The organism is Streptomyces sp. Q2, assembly GCF_056820935.1.
In genome coordinates this window covers 103,130-118,362 of the sequence record NZ_JBXEJE010000010.1, presented here as the reverse complement: position 1 = coordinate 118,362, position 15,233 = coordinate 103,130, and the positions used below count along the sequence as shown (strand labels likewise).

At 70.9% G+C, this 15,233-nt stretch carries 17 protein-coding genes; 6 read left to right on the top strand and 11 right to left on the bottom strand.

All coding sequences use genetic code 11. The features are described 5' to 3' along the window. The first annotated feature begins 52 nt into the window (after positions 1–52). From urtB to urtE, 4 genes are read left to right on the top strand one after another with little or no spacing between them, the layout of a single operon-like run. The gene (urtB, locus tag ACWBNA_RS13135) at positions 53–949 is read left to right on the top strand and encodes an urea ABC transporter permease subunit UrtB (protein WP_482704495.1); all 897 of its coding nucleotides are present in this window, start codon (positions 53–55) and stop codon (positions 947–949) included. Then, complete coding sequence (urtC, locus tag ACWBNA_RS13130; protein ID WP_482704494.1) at positions 946–2,040, top strand: urea ABC transporter permease subunit UrtC; 1,095 nt, start codon at positions 946–948, stop codon at positions 2,038–2,040. The genes urtB and urtC overlap by 4 nt, the downstream gene beginning before the upstream one ends. Beyond that, positions 2,037–2,825, top strand: a complete 789-nt coding sequence (gene urtD, locus ACWBNA_RS13125; protein ID WP_482704493.1) for an urea ABC transporter ATP-binding protein UrtD — start codon at positions 2,037–2,039, stop codon at positions 2,823–2,825. Before urtC ends, urtD begins: the two co-directional genes overlap by 4 nt. After that, positions 2,825–3,517: an urea ABC transporter ATP-binding subunit UrtE gene (urtE, locus tag ACWBNA_RS13120; RefSeq protein ID WP_482704492.1), complete on the top strand. Its 693-nt coding sequence runs from the start codon at positions 2,825–2,827 to the stop codon at positions 3,515–3,517. The genes urtD and urtE overlap by 1 nt, the downstream gene beginning before the upstream one ends. Before the next feature lie 212 nt (positions 3,518–3,729). Here the strand turns inward: urtE and ACWBNA_RS13115 are convergent, their stop codons facing one another. Continuing rightward, positions 3,730–4,926: an RNA polymerase sigma factor gene (locus ACWBNA_RS13115; RefSeq protein ID WP_482704491.1), complete on the bottom strand. Its 1,197-nt coding sequence runs from the start codon at positions 4,924–4,926 to the stop codon at positions 3,730–3,732. 3 nt (positions 4,927–4,929) lie between these two features. Continuing rightward, entirely contained in the window at positions 4,930–5,280 is a 351-nt protein-coding gene (locus ACWBNA_RS13110; RefSeq protein WP_482704490.1) for a YciI family protein, read from the bottom strand. Between the two features lie 99 nt (positions 5,281–5,379). Between ACWBNA_RS13110 and ACWBNA_RS13105 the strand changes: the two genes are divergently transcribed. Next, a complete protein-coding gene (locus tag ACWBNA_RS13105) occupies positions 5,380–6,408 on the top strand; it encodes an acyl-CoA dehydrogenase family protein (RefSeq protein WP_482704489.1) in 1,029 nt (342 codons plus the stop codon). 23 nt (positions 6,409–6,431) lie between these two features. Here ACWBNA_RS13105 and ACWBNA_RS13100 read toward each other — a convergent pair whose 3' ends face one another. The 8 genes from ACWBNA_RS13100 to ACWBNA_RS13065 all read right to left on the bottom strand — a co-directional run bounded on the left by ACWBNA_RS13100 (position 6,432) and on the right by ACWBNA_RS13065 (position 13,904). Further along, complete coding sequence (locus ACWBNA_RS13100; protein WP_482704488.1) at positions 6,432–7,553, bottom strand: hypothetical protein; 1,122 nt, start codon at positions 7,551–7,553, stop codon at positions 6,432–6,434. A 160-nt stretch (positions 7,554–7,713) separates the two neighbouring features. Next, on the bottom strand, positions 7,714–8,166 hold the full coding sequence (locus ACWBNA_RS13095) for a peptidoglycan-binding protein (protein ID WP_482704487.1): 453 nt from the start codon (positions 8,164–8,166) through the stop codon (positions 7,714–7,716). A 121-nt stretch (positions 8,167–8,287) separates the two neighbouring features. Beyond that, positions 8,288–9,430 carry an LLM class flavin-dependent oxidoreductase gene (locus tag ACWBNA_RS13090; RefSeq protein ID WP_482704486.1) on the bottom strand — a complete coding sequence of 381 codons (1,143 nt, stop codon included), beginning with the start codon at positions 9,428–9,430 and terminating at the stop codon, positions 8,288–8,290. Between the two features lie 25 nt (positions 9,431–9,455). Then, complete coding sequence (locus tag ACWBNA_RS13085) at positions 9,456–10,640, bottom strand: SfnB family sulfur acquisition oxidoreductase (RefSeq protein WP_482704485.1); 1,185 nt, start codon at positions 10,638–10,640, stop codon at positions 9,456–9,458. A gap of 3 nt (positions 10,641–10,643) precedes the next feature. Further along, complete coding sequence (gene ssuE, locus ACWBNA_RS13080; protein WP_482704484.1) at positions 10,644–11,198, bottom strand: NADPH-dependent FMN reductase; 555 nt, start codon at positions 11,196–11,198, stop codon at positions 10,644–10,646. A 56-nt stretch (positions 11,199–11,254) separates the two neighbouring features. Continuing rightward, on the bottom strand, positions 11,255–12,472 hold the full coding sequence (locus ACWBNA_RS13075; protein ID WP_482704483.1) for an acyl-CoA dehydrogenase family protein: 1,218 nt from the start codon (positions 12,470–12,472) through the stop codon (positions 11,255–11,257). A 47-nt stretch (positions 12,473–12,519) separates the two neighbouring features. Further along, complete coding sequence (sfnG, locus tag ACWBNA_RS13070; protein ID WP_482704482.1) at positions 12,520–13,641, bottom strand: dimethylsulfone monooxygenase SfnG; 1,122 nt, start codon at positions 13,639–13,641, stop codon at positions 12,520–12,522. Between the two features lie 179 nt (positions 13,642–13,820). Then, the gene (locus tag ACWBNA_RS13065) at positions 13,821–13,904 is read right to left on the bottom strand and encodes a putative leader peptide (protein WP_482704612.1); all 84 of its coding nucleotides are present in this window, start codon (positions 13,902–13,904) and stop codon (positions 13,821–13,823) included. A 137-nt stretch (positions 13,905–14,041) separates the two neighbouring features. Here ACWBNA_RS13065 and ACWBNA_RS13060 point away from each other — a divergent pair, with 137 nt between their 5' ends. Beyond that, entirely contained in the window at positions 14,042–14,959 is a 918-nt protein-coding gene (locus tag ACWBNA_RS13060; protein ID WP_482704481.1) for a LysR family transcriptional regulator, read from the top strand. 39 nt (positions 14,960–14,998) lie between these two features. Here the strand turns inward: ACWBNA_RS13060 and ACWBNA_RS13055 are convergent, their stop codons facing one another. Then, the gene (locus tag ACWBNA_RS13055; protein ID WP_482704616.1) at positions 14,999–15,202 is read right to left on the bottom strand and encodes a hypothetical protein; all 204 of its coding nucleotides are present in this window, start codon (positions 15,200–15,202) and stop codon (positions 14,999–15,001) included. Between the last annotated feature and the right edge of the window lie 31 nt (positions 15,203–15,233).

Sequence of the window (15,233 nt, the reverse complement as noted above, 5' to 3'; positions counted from 1 at the left end):
TCGCTCGCCGGGGCCCCCGCGCCCGCCCGCACCCCCTCCCGGGAGCCGCCGCATGACCGTGATTCTCGGTCAGACCTTCACCGGCATCAGCATCGGTGCCGTCCTGCTGCTCATCGCGCTCGGTCTCTCCCTCACCTTCGGCCAGATGAACGTCATCAACATGGCCCACGGCGAGTTCATCATGGCCGGCGCCTACACCACGTACGTCCTCCAGAAGTCCATTTCCAGCGCGGGAATATCCCTTCTCGTCGCACTTCCCGTCGCCTTTCTCGTCTCGGGCGCCCTGGGCGCACTCCTCGAATGGCTGCTGATACGACGTCTGTATCTGCGGCCACTTGACACACTTCTCGTCACCTGGGGCGTCTCGCTGATGCTCCAGCAACTCGCCCGGGACGTTTTCGGCGCCCCGAATGTGCAGACCCGGGCGCCAAACTGGCTCACCGGGAACATCACCGTGATCGGCGGCGACGACCCGCTCACCTTCGCCAACAGCCGGCTGTTCATCCTGAGTCTGGCCGTCGCGGCGGTCGTCGCACTGTCGCTGACGCTGCGGCTGACGCCCCTGGGCCGCCGGGTGCGGGCCGTCGTCCAGAACCGGGACCTCGCCGAGGTGTCGGGCATCTCCACGAGCCGCGTCGACCGCACGGCGTTCTTCCTCGGGTCCGGACTCGCGGGGGTCGCCGGGGTGGCGCTGACGCTGGTCGGACCGATCGGGCCGACGATGGGCACCAACATCATCATCGACGCCTTCCTGGTGATCGTGGTCGGCGGCATCGGGCAGCTCAAGGGCACGGTCATCGTCGCCTTCGTGCTGGGTGCGCTGCAGTCGGTCCTGGAGTACTCCACCACCGTCAGCGTCGCCAAGGTCCTGGTGCTCGTCGCCATCGTCGCGTTCCTCCAGTGGCGGCCCCAGGGGCTGTACACGCTGCGCACGAGGAGTCTCGTATGAACCTGCTGAAAGGCCGTTCCGCACGGGCCGCGGCAGGCTTCGCGTCGGCCGCCGTCGCGCTGTTCGCCGTCGCCCCGCTCGTGCTGTCCGACTTCCGGCTCGGACTGCTCGCCAAGTACCTGTGCACCGCGATCGTCGCCGTCGGCATCTGCCTGGCCTGGGGCCGCGGCGGCCTGCTGACGCTCGGTCAGGGCGTGTTCTTCGGGCTCGGCGGCTACGCCATGGCGATGCACCTGAAGATCGCCGACGCCGGTTCCGGCAACCTCCCCGACTTCATGCAGCTGTACGGCACCGCCACCGAACTCCCCTGGTGGTGGCGGCCGTTCGCGAACCCGCTGTTCGCGATCGCCGCGACCGTACTGCTGCCGATGGCGGTCGCCGCGCTGCTCGGCCTGTTCGTCTTCCGGCGCCGGGTCAAGGGCGCCTACTTCGCGATCCTCAGCCAGGCCCTCGCCGCCGCGTTCGCGATCTGGCTGATCGGCCAGCAGGCCACCACCGGCGGCACCAACGGACTCACCGACATCCAGGGCTTCTTCGGCTACTCCCTCGACGACCCGGTCAACCAGCGGATGGTGTACTTCGTCATCGCCGCCGTCCTGTTGCTCCTGATCGCCCTGGCACGTCAGCTGATCCAGAGCCGCTACGGCGAACTCCTGGTCGCCGTGAGGGACTCCGAGGAGCGGGTGCGGTTCCTCGGCTACGACCCGGCGAACGTCAAACTGGTCGCGTACGTCGTCGCGGCGGGCATGGCCGGTCTCGCGGGCGCGCTGTTCGTGCCGGCGGTCGGCATCATCTCGCCCGCGCTGATCGGCATCGTGCCGTCCATCGAGTTCGTCATCGGCGCCGCCGTCGGCGGCCGGGCGAGCCTGGCCGGCGCGGTGCTCGGCGCGGTCGCGGTCGCCTGGGTCAAGACGGCCCTGTCGGAGGAGTTCCCGGCGGCCTGGACGTACTTCCAGGGCCTGTTGTTCATCGTCGCCCTGGCGTTCCTGCCCGGCGGTCTGGCCTCACTGGCGGTGTACGTACGCCGCCGCCGGGCCCCCGAGGCGCCGGAGCAGAAGGCGCCCGTCGTACCGGTGGGAGAAGCGGCATGAGTGAGCTCTCGGGTCTCGAGATACGGCAACTGCGGGTGTCCTTCGACGGGTTCACCGCGGTCGACGGGGTGGACCTCGACGTCCGCCCCGGCGACCTGCGCTTCCTCATCGGGCCGAACGGCGCGGGCAAGACCACCCTGGTCGACGCGGTCACCGGCCTGGTGAGGGCGACGGGTTCGGTGCGCTTCGGCGAGCAGGAGCTGCTCGGGCGGAGCGTGCACAGGATCGCGCGGTCCGGGATCGGCCGTACCTTCCAGACGGCCACCGTCTTCGAGGAGTTGACGGTCCTGCAGAACCTGGACATCGCGGCGGGCGCCGGCCGGAGCATGTGGACCATGCTGCGGCGCCGCAAGGACGTTCCCGAGCCGGTCGCCAGGGCGCTGGAGACGGTCGGGCTCACCGAGCTCGCCGACTCCCTGGCCGGGACGCTCGCGCACGGCCAGAAGCAGTGGCTGGAGATCGGCATGCTGCTCGTGCAGGACGTACGGCTGCTGCTGCTCGACGAGCCGGTCGCCGGCATGAGCCACGACGAGCGCCAGGCGACCGGCGAACTGCTCCAGCGGATCAGCGAGGAACGGACCGTGGTCGTCATCGAGCACGACATGGACTTCATGCGGTCCTTCGCGCGCAGCGTCAGTGTGCTGCACGCCGGCAAGGTGCTCAGTGAGGGCGCGGTGGCCGAGGTCCAGGCGGATCCGAAGGTGCAGGAGGTGTACCTCGGGCACGCGGCGGACGCGTCAGCCGCCGAGGACGCGTCGGACACCGCTGTCGTACAGGAGGCGTGATGCTGCAGATCGAAGACGTCCGGGTCGGCTACCACCGCAGCAGCGTCCTGCACGGGGTCACCGTCGAGGTGCCGAAGGACGGGGTGGCCGCGGTGCTCGGACACAACGGTGCCGGCAAGAGCACCCTGCTGCGGGCCGCCGTCGGACTGCTCACGCCGAGCAGCGGCACCGTCCGCCTCGACGGCGAGGACATCACCCGCCGCAAGCCGCACGAGCGGGTGGCGCGCGGCATGGCGTACGTCCCACAGGGCCAGCAGGCGTTCCCGCACCTGACCACCGCGGAGAACCTCCAGCTCGTCGCGGACGGCCGCAGACGCGGCAAGGCCGCGATCGGCGAAGCCCTGGACCTGTTCCCGGCGCTGCGGGCGCTGTCCCACCGCCGGGCGGGCCTGCTGTCGGGCGGGCAGCGGCAGCAACTCGCCATCGCCCGCGCCCTGGTGACGGAACCCCGGATCCTGCTCCTGGACGAGCCGACCGAGGGCATCCAGCCGACGGTCGTCGCCGAGATCGAGGACACGATCCTCGCCCTGGCCGCCCGCGGCGGGCTGTCGGTGCTCCTGGTCGAGCAGCATGTCGGCTTCGCGATGCGGGCGGCACAGCGGTACTACGTCCTGGAGGCCGGGCGGGTCACCTCCTCCGGCGAGGGCGGCCAGGATGCCGAGCGGTCCGTGCGGGAGGCGCTGAGCGTGTGACGGGATCCTCGCCCCCGCCGCCCCTTCCCTTTCCCGACGTTCTGGGGCTCCGCCCCAGACCCCGCTCCTCAACCGCCGGAGGGGCTGATTTCAGCCCGTCCGGCGTTTGAGGACGAGGCCGTTCAGGCCGAAGCGGGGGTCGGGGAGCGGCAGCCCCCAGGGACGGGAACGGGAAGGGGCGGCGGGGGCGGCCCCCCTGTGAGCAGCCCCGGCTAGGCGTGGTGCAGGGTCCGTCGGGCGCGGTCGAGGTAGGCGCGTTGGGCCGGGTTCTCGGTCAGGGCGGCGGCGGTCGCGTACGCGTCGGCGGCCTCGGCGGCTCGGCCGAGGCGCCGCAGCAGGTCCGCCCGTACGGCGTGGAAGACGTGGTACCGCTCCAGGCCGAGGGCGTCCACCAGAGCGAGGGCCGGCCCCGGACCCTCCACCTCGGCCAGCGCGACCGCCCGGTTGAGGGCCACCACGGGACCGGGCGCCACCGCCGTCAGCTGGTCGTACAGCTGACGGATCTGCCCCCAGTCGGTGGCGTCGGCGGTCGGCGCGTCGCTGTGGACGGCCTGGATGGCGGCCTGGATCTGATACGGCCCGGGCCGGTTCCGGCGCAGACAACGACGTACGAGCGACTGTCCCTCGGTGATCAGGTCACGGTCCCAGCGCTCGCGGTCCTGCTCGGGCAACGGCACCAGCACCCCGTCGCCGTCCTGCCGCGCCGCCCGGCGGGACTCGACGAGGAGCATCAGCGCGAGCAGCCCGGTGGCCTCGGGCTCGTCCGGCATGAGTTCGCTCAGGAGGCGTCCCAGGCGTACGGCTTCCGCGCACAGTTCGGCCGGACCGTCGTACCCCTCGTTGAAGATCAGGTAGATGACGGCGAGGACCCCCTTGAGCCGGTCCGGAAGGTCCGCGTCCCGGGGCACGCGGTACGGGATCCGGGCGTCGCGGATCTTCGCCTTGGCGCGGACCAGGCGCTGCGCCATGGTCGGCTCGGGGACGAGGAAGGCGCGGGCGATCTGGGCGGTGGTGAGTCCGCCGAGGAGGCGCAGGGTCAGCGCGACCCGTGCCTGCGGGGCGAGCGCGGGGTGGCAGCAGGTGAAGATCAGGCGGAGCCGGTCGTCACGCACGGGGCCCTCCTGCGCGGGCGGGTCGGGGGCGTTCAGCCGGGCCGCCTCGGCCTGCCGGGCGTCCCGGGTGGACTCGCGACGCAGCCGGTCGACGGCCCGGTTCCGGGCCGTGGTGATGATCCACCCGGCCGGGCTGGGCGGCACGCCGGTCTCCGGCCAGCGCCGTACGGCCGCGGTGAACGCGTCCTGGACGGCTTCCTCGGCGAGGTCGATGTCGCCGAGGAGGCGGACGAGGACGGCGACGGCACGGCCGTACTCCGCGCGGAAGACCGCCTCGACGTCCGTGGTGTCCGGCATCGGTCAGTGGGTGTCCGTGAAGGGGCGCACCTCGATGGGGAGGGTGGTGGCCAGGGCGGCCTTCCTGCCCCACTCCAGGGCCTCGTCCAGGTCGGCGGCCCTGATCAGGCACAGCCCGCCGAGGTACTCCTTGCCCTCGGCGTACGGCCCGTCGGTGACCAGCACGTCGCCGTCCTTCGGCCGCAGCATCGTGGCCGTCTCCGGTCCGTGCAGCCCGCCGGCGAAGACCCAGGCCCCGGCGGCGCGCAGCTCGTCGTTGTACGCCTGAACGCGGCGCATGATCTCGGACAGCTCGTCGGGCGGGGGCGGCTCACCGCCGGCCGGCTGGACCACACTGAGCAGATAGTGCTTCATGACGTCCTCCTTGGCTTCGTGCCGCTCTCTCACCTCCTACACGAACGGCAGTCCCCCGGATCGACAGTCCACACCGTGAAACCGGAAAGAATCTTGTCCATGACCGCACCGCACCCCCTCGTCGTCCGGGCCCGCCGTCTCGCGGACGACCTCCTCGCCCCGCACGCCGAACAGGTCGACCAGACTCAGGTGCCCGCAAGCCATCTCGCCGAGATCAGGAGCTCGGGCCTGCTCGGCCTGAACGCGCCGCGGGAGTACGGCGGGGCCGCGGCGTCCGCTGCGGTGGTGCGCGAAACGGCGGAGATTCTGGCCGGGGCGTGCTGCTCGACCTGGTTCGTGCAGACGCAGCACCACACGCCGGTCCTGACCCTCACGAAGAGCGAGGGCCCGGTGCGCGAGCGCCTGCTGGCCCGGCTGGCGAGCGGCGAGCTGCTGTCCGGGGTGGCGTACGCCCATCTGCGGGCCTACCCGCGGACCCCCGTGCGCGTCAGCCGGGACCGGGGCGGCTGGCGGTTCGACGGTTCGGTGCCCTGGTACACGGGGTGGGGTCTGAACGACGTCATGCTGCTCGCCGGAGTGACCGACACGGACGAGGCCCTGTTCGCCTTCACGGAGGCGAGGGAACAGCCCGGCCTGCGGGCATCGGAGCCGATGCGGCTGGCGGCCCTCACCGCGTCCCGCACGGTGTCGCTGGAGCTCGACGGCCTGTGGCTGCCGGAGGAGGCGGTGGCCCTGCGCACCCCGTACGACCGCTGGGCGGCGACGGACCGTCTCAAGACGCTGAACGCCAACCCGGCGGTCTTCGGCGTCGCGGAGGCGGCCCTGCCCTTCCTCGACGAGGAGACGGCGGCCCCCCTGCGCGCCCGGCTGAGCGAAGTGCGCGGCCGTGCCTACGCCCTGGTCGCGGACGCGGCACCCCATGAGCGCGTCGCGGAACGACTCGCGCTCAGGACACAGGCGTACGAGGTCTTGCAGGCGGCCACCACGGCAGCCGTGGTGAGCGCGGGAGGCCGCTCGATGCTGCTGACGAACCGGGCCCAACGCCTGGCCCGGGAGGCGCTGTTCCTGTTGGTGCAGGGCCAGACGCGGGAGTCACGCACGGCTCATCTCACCGCGCTGACCAGCTGATGCCGGTCGGCCACAGGCCCGGTTCACCGCGTGGCCGGGCGCGGCCCGGCCGGCCCTTCCGGTTGTTCCACCGGCGCTTCCTCGACCAGGCTGCCGTGGGCTCCTTCACCGCCCCCGTCCCGGGCGGTCGGTGGTCCGTTCGTCCAGGCCTCCTCGTGCACGCTGCCCTCCATGACGGCGGCGTTCTCCGGATCGACGACCGAGTCGGTGGGTCTGCCCACCTCCGACAGCGTCAGCTGCGCGCGGTCGTCCACCAGTCGGGTCACCAGGTGCTGCGCGGCGCCGAAGGCCGCTGCCCAGGCGAGGACCTGCGCTCTGCTGTCCAGGTCGCTGAGACCGGGGACGAAGGCGCCCCTGATCAGCAGTACCCCGAGGAAGGCGGACAGGGCGCCGGTCGGGAATTTCAGGACCGCCGACGCCAGGGGGAGCATGTAGGGGGCGCTGGTTCCCCGGATGCGGCGCAGTGACGCGATGACGGTGAACGCCGCACCGGCCAGCCCGGCGATCTCGACGGTGAGGATGTCCCTCGACTGGGCGAAACTGCTGGGAACGCTGCCTGCCGACTCGTTGTTGTAGTCCTTGCTGGGGCAGACGATGTCCATGCCGGCAGCGACGGGGCCGGGCCGGGGCGCGAAACACAGGCTGAGCGACTGGGGGAAGAACCAGCCGTAGACGGCGAGGCCCGCCACACCGGCCATCACCACGAACGTGGCCGCCCAGAGGATGTTGCGCAGACTCCTCACCCTGGACAGTTCAGCGTCCAGGGCGGTGTACGCGCTGTCCAGGGCCCGGGTCAGCAACTCACGGTCGGTGTAGGTCATCTCACCGGAGACGATGTGACGGATCCGCTGGACGAGGCTGACCCGCTGCGGATCGTCCTTGTCCAGATGGCGTTTGACCAGCGCCATGACCTCACTGGCGCGGCCCGCGACCTCCGCGTCGGACGCCAGCTGGAACAGCAGCACCTCGGCACTGCGCAGGTTCGACCAGACGCCTTCCTGGGCGGTCGAACACGACCACAACCGACGCCAGCCGAACGACTCGTCCGCCGCCGAGCAGGCCTTGCCGAGATGAACTGCCGTTCCCTCGATGAGGGCTTTGCGGTCGTCCGAGGGCGGCTTGGCCTGCTCGCGCCTCAACTGCACCTCGAGATAGGCGAGACGGGTCTTGGCTCGTGCCCGCCAAGGCGACCGCGGCGGTCGGGGACTCGGGCCGGCCCCGAGCCGCCGGCGCGTACGGGCCCACGTTCTTTCCCGGGCCGCCGCGGAACTAGCCACAGCCGGTCTCCCTTGTTGCCCGGGAGGGCTATTCGCTCATGTGGAGGGCGGGCACATGAAGTCTCTCCCACGACACCCGACCCGGAATTCCGTCGGCGTCGCTGCCGGAGAAGCCCAGTTTCCGTTGGAACTTGGCATAGGACTGCCGGTCCGCCTCGCTCCACCGGAAATCGGGCTCGTCGGGATACGCCGAGCACCCCTCCTCGATGAGGCGCCAGCCCATGGCCGCGATGATCGGGCTGCTCACGGACGGCCGGAAGAAGTCCTTGCCCGGAAAGGGCTCGTCCTCGCCGCCATGCCCTCCGCCGTGCGCCCCGCTGGGCGCGACCACACGAACCCGGTCGTTGGGGTGAATGAGGTTCTTGTTCTTGATCTGAGGATTCCACTCCAGGATCTGGGCCAGTGACACATGATGCCTGGCCGCGATTGCGGAGAGCGTGTCGCCCTCCCTTACCACGTAGAACTCAGGTGTGCCGTTCATACGTCCATGCTAGTGACGGCTCGGGAATAGTTCGACTTGGGAAAACGACCGGAAATTCCCGCGAACGGCGGCCAGTTGAATATTCACTGAATTCGGCCGGCGGGGTCGTGCCGGCCCTTCGTCAGGTCGCGAAGGGCACCTGCGCCGAGGGGGCACTCTCCGTGCGGAACGGATGGCGCCACACGCCCTGCGCGGCCAGCCTCGGCAACACCCCTTCGCCGAACCAGTAGGCCTCCTCCAGATGCGGATACCCGGACAGCACGAACTCCTCGATGCCGAGCGCCGCATACTCCTTGATCCGCTCGGCGACCTCCTCGTGGCTGCCCACCAGCGCGGTCCCCGCACCCCCGCGCACCAGCCCGATACCGGCCCACACATTGGGGTGGATCTCCAGTCCGTCCCGGCTGCCGCCGTGCAGAGCGAGCATCCGCTGCTGCCCCTGGGACTCGCTGCGCGCCAGCCCGGCCTGGACGGACTTCACCGTCTCCGCGTCGAACCCGTCGAGCAGCCGGTGCGCCTTTGCCCAGGCCTCTTCGGAGGTGTCCCGGGTGATGACGTGCAGCCGGACACCGAACCGCACCGTCCGCCCTTCCTTCGCCGCGAGCCCCCTGATCCAGGCGATCTTCTCGGCGACCTGGGCCGGCGGTTCGCCCCAGGTGAGGTAGACGTCGACGTACTTCGCGGCGACCTCGCCGGCGATCGGCGAGGACCCGCCGAAGTACACCTCGGGGACGGGGTCCGGCACCCGCGCCAGCTTCGCGTCCTCGACCTGGAGGTGCTCACCCCGTAGATCGACGGTCTTGCCCTCCCACAACTCCCTTACGATCTGCAGGAATTCACCGGTACGTCGGTACCGGTCGTCCTTGTCGAGGAAGTCGCCGTAGGCCCGCTGCTCGTGGCTCTCGCCGCCGGTGACGACGTTGAGCAGGAGCCGTCCGCCGGACTGGCGCTGGAAGGTGGACGCCATCTGCGCGGCGAGCGTCGGCGAGACGAAGCCGGGGCGGAAGGCGACCAGGAACTTCAGGCGCTCCGTGTTCTGGCTGACCATCGCGGTCGTCAGCCACGCGTCCTCGCACCAGGCGCCGGTCGGGGTGAGCGCGCCCACGAAACCGAGATCCTCCGCGGCGCGGGCGATCTGGCTCAGGTAGGCCACCGTCGGGGGCCGGTCCCGTCCGGAGGCGGTGGCCGGGGTGCCGTGGCCGCCGCCGACGACATGGCGGCTGTCCCCGTTGGTGGGGAGGAACCAGTGGAAGGTGAGGGACACGGGGGTCTCCGTTCCGGAAGATCTCTTAAAGGAGGCCGTGGCGCGGCGGCCGCGTGCCGGTGAGGACGTACCTGCCGATGTGCTGGACCTTCCAGCGGGCGGGGTCGTGCAGGGTGTGGGTGCGCGCGTCGCGCCAGTGCCGGTGCAGGTTGAGGGAGTCGAGTGCGGAGCGGGTGCCGGATACCTCGAACACGGCGCTCCCGACCTCCACGGCGGTCTGCGCGGCGTGCGCCTTGGCCGCGGCGACCGCGATGGACGCCTCGGCCGCCGAGTCGTCGGTGAGGTCGGCGCGGGCCGACTCGACGGCACGGGCGGCCTCCCGGAGAAGTGCTTCGGAGGCACGTACCTGGATGGCGAGTTCACCGAACCGCTGGATCAGCAGCGGGTCCTCGGCGGCCGTCTCGACGCCGCTCTCGAACCAGGGGCGGCTCTTGGTGCGGACGAACTCGGCGGCCTCGGCCAGAGCTCCGCCCGCGATGCCCGCGTCGATGGCGGCGTGCAGCAACTGGGCGACCGCCCCGTGGAGTTGGGGTCCTTGAAAGGTGAGGTGGTGCGGGAGGACCCGGTCGGCGGGCACCGGTACCGCCTCCAGACGTACCGTGCCGCTGGCGGTCGTACGCTGGCCCATGCCCTCCCAGTCGTCGATCACCGTGAGCCCCGGTGCGTCCCCGGGTACGTACGCCACGTGCAGGTGGTCGTCCTCGGCGCGGGCGAGCACCGGGATCCAGTCGGCGAAGAGGGCGCCGGTGGAGTAGTGCTTGACGCCGGTCAGCGTGTACGAGCCGTCGGGGCGGGGTTCCAGACGGGTGCGGATGTCCTGGACGTGTCGGGTGCCCGCCTCCGACTGGGCGTTGCCGAAGCGGCGCCCGGCGAGGACCTCGCCGAAGAAGAACTCCCGCTGCTCCGGCGTGCCCTGACGGCGGAGCACATTGACGTACACGAAGTGGCTCTGCGGGATCTGGGCGAGGCTCGCGTCGGCCGAGGCGAGCAGCCGGAACATCTCGGCGAGGGTCTCCTGGCGTACGTCCGCTCCCCCGTGCTCGGCGGGCACGGTGACCGCGAGGAGGCCGGAGGCGGTGAGGCGGTCCAGTTCCTCCCGGGGCAGGCGGCGTTCGGCGTCCCGCTCGGAGGCGGTGACGCGGAACTCGTCGGCGAGGGCGTGGGCGACGGTCAGGGCCTCCAGATCGTCGGCGATGACTTTCGCGGTCATGGGTCAGCCCGCCGCGGCCAGCAGGGGCGTACGGCCGAGGGCGGTGGAGAACTGGTCGAGCACCTGGGTGAGGGCCTCACGCGCGGCGGGGGCGACGGTGAGGGAGCCGTCCTCGTGGGCGGTGATGTCCTTGTCGAGGGTGAACCAGCCCTGCACGATGTGTCCCGCGCCCATGGAGCTCAGCACCGGCCGCAGGGCGTAGTCGATGGCCAGCACGTGGGCGGTCGAACCGCCCGTGGCGAGGGGAAGGACGGTCTTGCCGGCGAGGGCGTACTGCGGCAGCAGGTCGAGAAGGGCCTTGAGGACGCCGGAGTAGGCCGCCTTGTAGACGGGGGTGCCGATGACGAGACCGTCGGCGCGCTCGAAGAGCTCGGTCGCCTCGACGATCGCGGGATGCCGGAAGTCGGCGCCGAGCAGGGCCTCGGCCGGGATGGTGCGGACGTCGAGCGGGATCACCTGGTGCCCCTGGGCGGCGAGGCGGCCGTCGAGGTGGCGCAGGAGCCTTGCCGTGCGGGAGGAGGCGGAGGGGCTGCCGGAGACGGACAGGACGGTGGCCATGGGTCCTCTTTCGGGGAGGAGGGGCGCCTCCGAGCGGGAGGCGCCCCCGGTGGTGGTCAGGAGTACCAGGTGGGTTCGGGCAGTTCGCCTTCGAGGACCCAGCGGCCGACCTCGCGCCGCTTGTAGGCGACGGGGTCGTGGAGGGTGTGGGTGCGCACGTTGCGCCAGAAGCGGTCGAGGCCTTGCGCGGTGGCCGTGGAGCGGGCGCCGGTCACCTCGAAGATGCGGTTCGAGATCTCCAGGGCGACGTCGGTGGCGCGGGCCTTGACCGCGGCGACCCGCACCTCGAAGTCGCCGCGGGTCTGTTCGGTGACCGCGTCGGGGTCGTCGTGCAGCCTCTGCCCCTCGGCGGCGACGGTGTCGGCGAGGGCCTCGACGGCCCAGAGCTTCGCGGTGAGGTCGCCGTAGGTGTCGATGACGTACGGCTCGTCGACCGCCCGCTCGTGGCCGCCGTGCAGCCAGGACCGCGCCTTGGTGCGGGTGTAGGTGGCGGCCGTCTCCAGCGCGCCGCCCGCGATGCCGAGGTAGAAGTTGACGAAGACCAGCTGGATGGTGGGGACGTTGAGGGTGTTGTACGTGCGCGGCCGGAACACCTTGTCGACGTAGCCGGCCGCCGAGGACCACGGCGTGCGCACACCGTCGAGGGTGACGCCGCCGCTCTCGGTGAGGCGCTGGCCGATGTTGTCCCAGTCGTCGTGGAAGGTCAGACCCTCGGAGTCGGAGGGCACGATCGCGAAGACGTGGCTGTCGGTGCCTTCCAGGACGCCTTCGAGGACGGTGACGTCGGAGACCTTGCTGCCGGTGGAGAAGGACTTGCGGCCGGTGAAGACGAGGTCGTCGCCGTCCTCGGTGACGGTCACGTCCTTGTCGCGGGGGTTGACGGCCCCGCCGAAGAACCAGCGGCCCCGGGCGGCCTCGGCCTCCACGTGCTCCCACTGTTCGCGGGTGCCGACCAGGCGGGCCGCCCAGTTCCACAGGTAGTGGTAGCCGAGGAGCTGGCCGATGGAGCCGTCGGCCTTGGCCACCTCGCGGACCACCCGGTAGGCGGTCGGCCAGTCCTGGCCCGCGCCGCCGTGCTCCGTGGGACCGAGCAGGGTGACCAGACCGGAGTCCTTGAGGAGTTGGACCTCGGCGTACGGGGTGGCGCCGGCCCGGTCGCGGGCGGCGGCGTCGGTGGCGAGGACGGCGGCGACCTCGGAGGCGCGGGCGATCCAATCCTCGGCGCTCTGCGGGGCGGGGCTCGTGTGCCAGTCGGTGGGCGTGACGGTGCTCATGCTGGGGTGACCTCTTTCGCCGTGCGGTGCGGAAGCCGTGGGGGTGGTCAGGCGTGGGCGGGGACGGACTTGGGGTCCGTGTCCGGGAGTTGGGCCTCCAGCTCGCGGACGAGGGGCAGCACCCGGCGGCCGAAGTACTCGACCTCCTCGTGGTAGTGCAGGAAGCCCAGGAGGAGAAGGTCGACGCCGAGCTTCTTGTAGGCGACGACGCGCTCGGCGATCTGCTCCGGGGTGCCGATCAGCCCGGTGCGGAATCCGTCGTTGTACTGCACCAGATCAGCGAAGCCGGAGTCCTGCCACATGCCCTTGCCGTCGGCGGCGGACTGCCCCGCCTGCTTCACGGCGGCACCGAAGCCCTCGACGGCCTCGGTGTCGGCCTTCGCGACGATCTCCCGGAGGGTGTCGCGGGCCTCGGCCTCGGTGTCGCGGGCGATGAGGAAGCCGTTGAGCCCGAACTTGGGTGCGCGGCGGCCGACTTCGGCGGCCGACCTGCGTACGTCCTCGATCTGTTCGACGACCCCGTCGAAGTCCTTGCCGTTGGAGAAGTACCAGTCGGAGACGCGGCCGGCCATGGCGCGGGCGGCGGTGGAGTTGCCTCCCTGGAAGATCTCCGGGTGCGGGCGCTCGGGGGTGTTGAGCGGCTTGGGCTTGAGGGAGAAGTCACGCAACCGGTAAAAGTCACCGGCGAGTTCGGCGTGGTCCTCGGTCCAGATCTGGCGCAGGGCGCGGATGAACTCCTCTGAGCGGCGGTAGCGTTCGTCGTGCTCCAGCCAGGGCTCGCCGAGGGCGGTGAACTCGCCCTTGAACCAGCCGGAGACGACGTTGACGGCGAAGCGGCCCTTGGACAGGTGGTCGTTGGTGGCGCCGAGCTTGGCGAGGACGCCGGGGTGCCACAGGCCGGGGTGGACGGCGGCGATGACCTTCAGACGCTCGGTGGCGAGCAGCAGGGCGAGGCTGAAGCTGGTCGACTCGTGCTGGTACTCGGCGCCGTAGCTGGCCATGTAGCGGACCTGGCTGAGGGCGTAGTCGAAGCCGTTGTTCTCGGCGAGGACGGCGAGGTCGCGGTTGTAGTCGTATCCCCAGTCGGTGCGCTGCTCGATCTTGCTGGTGACGAGGCCGCCGCTGACGTTGGGGACCCAGTAGGCGAATTGAAGGGGCGCTGCGGGCATGCGGAACTCCTGTTGCGGAAGGAGGACTCACTCACGCCGAATGCGAAAGGCATACGTTGTCGCCGATGCGTGATCGCCGAATTCAGGCGGTGAGGTGAAAACGCGGCACATGACTGTCCGACGACAGGCGCGGATGCGGGTGCGGCGTGGAAAAGAGACGAGGCGGCGGATCGGAGGGATCAGGCCGCGCGGCAACAGGAGGCGCTGGAGACGCGCGCGAGGTCGACATGGCGTCGCCGCGTGAGGTCCAGTCGCTTCTTCATGCCGTCGATCGTCGCAGTCGGCCGCGACGGCCGTCAAGGAAAACCCGACCGGTCTCGTATCGCGGACCATTGGATTTCACGAACGTGTGACAGGGAAACCCTTGAACGGCCCGTGAAATCACCCGCATTCTGCTGGAGTGCGAACCGAACAGCTGGAATACATAGCGGCGGTGACACGGCTCGGTTCCCTGCGCCGGGCGGCGGAGGAACTGCGCCTGTCGCAGCCCGGGTTGAGCGAGACCGTCAGAAATCTGGAGCGGGAGCTGGGAGTCGACCTCCTGGAGCGCAAACGGTCCGGGGCGACGATGAGCGCCGAGGGCCGGGAGCTGCTGCCGTACATCGTCCACGTCCTGGAGGCGGTGGACCGGCTGCGGGTGGCGGCGGGAGAGCAGCACCGCATCAGCCGTATGGTGCGCGTCGGCACGGTGAACGCCGCTACCGTGCCGCTGCTCGTCCCGGTGGTCCGCGACTTCCGCGCGGCGCATCCGGTCACCCAGGTCGAGGTGGTCGGCGCACAGCAGACGGAGATCCACCGGGCCCTGTCCGAGGGCGGGTTCGACCTCGGACTGGTCAACCACCTGGACGGCGACGACGTGCCCGCCGGCGTCGAGTCGACGCCGTTGCTGCACGGCCGGCCGGTCGTGTGCGTGCGCCCCGACAGCCCGCTCGCCTCGCGGGCCGCGGTGACGGTGGACGAACTGCTCGCCGAACCCCTGATCGCGATGCGCTCCGGCTACGTCATGCACCGCTACGTCCACCGGCTCCTGGACGGCCGCGCCGCGTCCTTCTCGTACTCCACCGACGGCGCCGAGATGGGCAAGCTGATGGTCGCCGAAGGGCTCGGCGCGACGGTCCTGCCGGACTTCAGCGTGGCCGGGGATCCCCTGGAGCGGCTCGGCACGATCACCTACCGGCCGATCGAGGGCGACACGACCCGGGTGCTGCTGATGCTCCAGCGCCGCAAGGCCGAATCGGTGCCCCGGGCGGCGCAGGACCTGCACGAGGTGTTCGTACGCCGGGCGCGGGAGCTGGGCGGAACGCTCAGCGAGCGCTGAGCCCGCCCGCTCCTGTCAGGGCCCGGAACACGGCCTCCGTCAGTCCTCTTCGTGCGCCGGCACCACCACGAGGAACGCGTCGGACTTCAGGTCCATGACGACCTTCGCCGGTTCGCCCGCGGCGCGGCGCGCCGCCGCGTACTCCTCCGCCGGCCACGATCCGCGCGGAGCTCCCGCAGGAAACCGCTCCAACACCTTCGCGCCCATAGCGGCAGCCACCTCCAGCTCGACTCTCGACTTCAAGGACGACCTCTCTCGTACGGTTTCGCCTGCC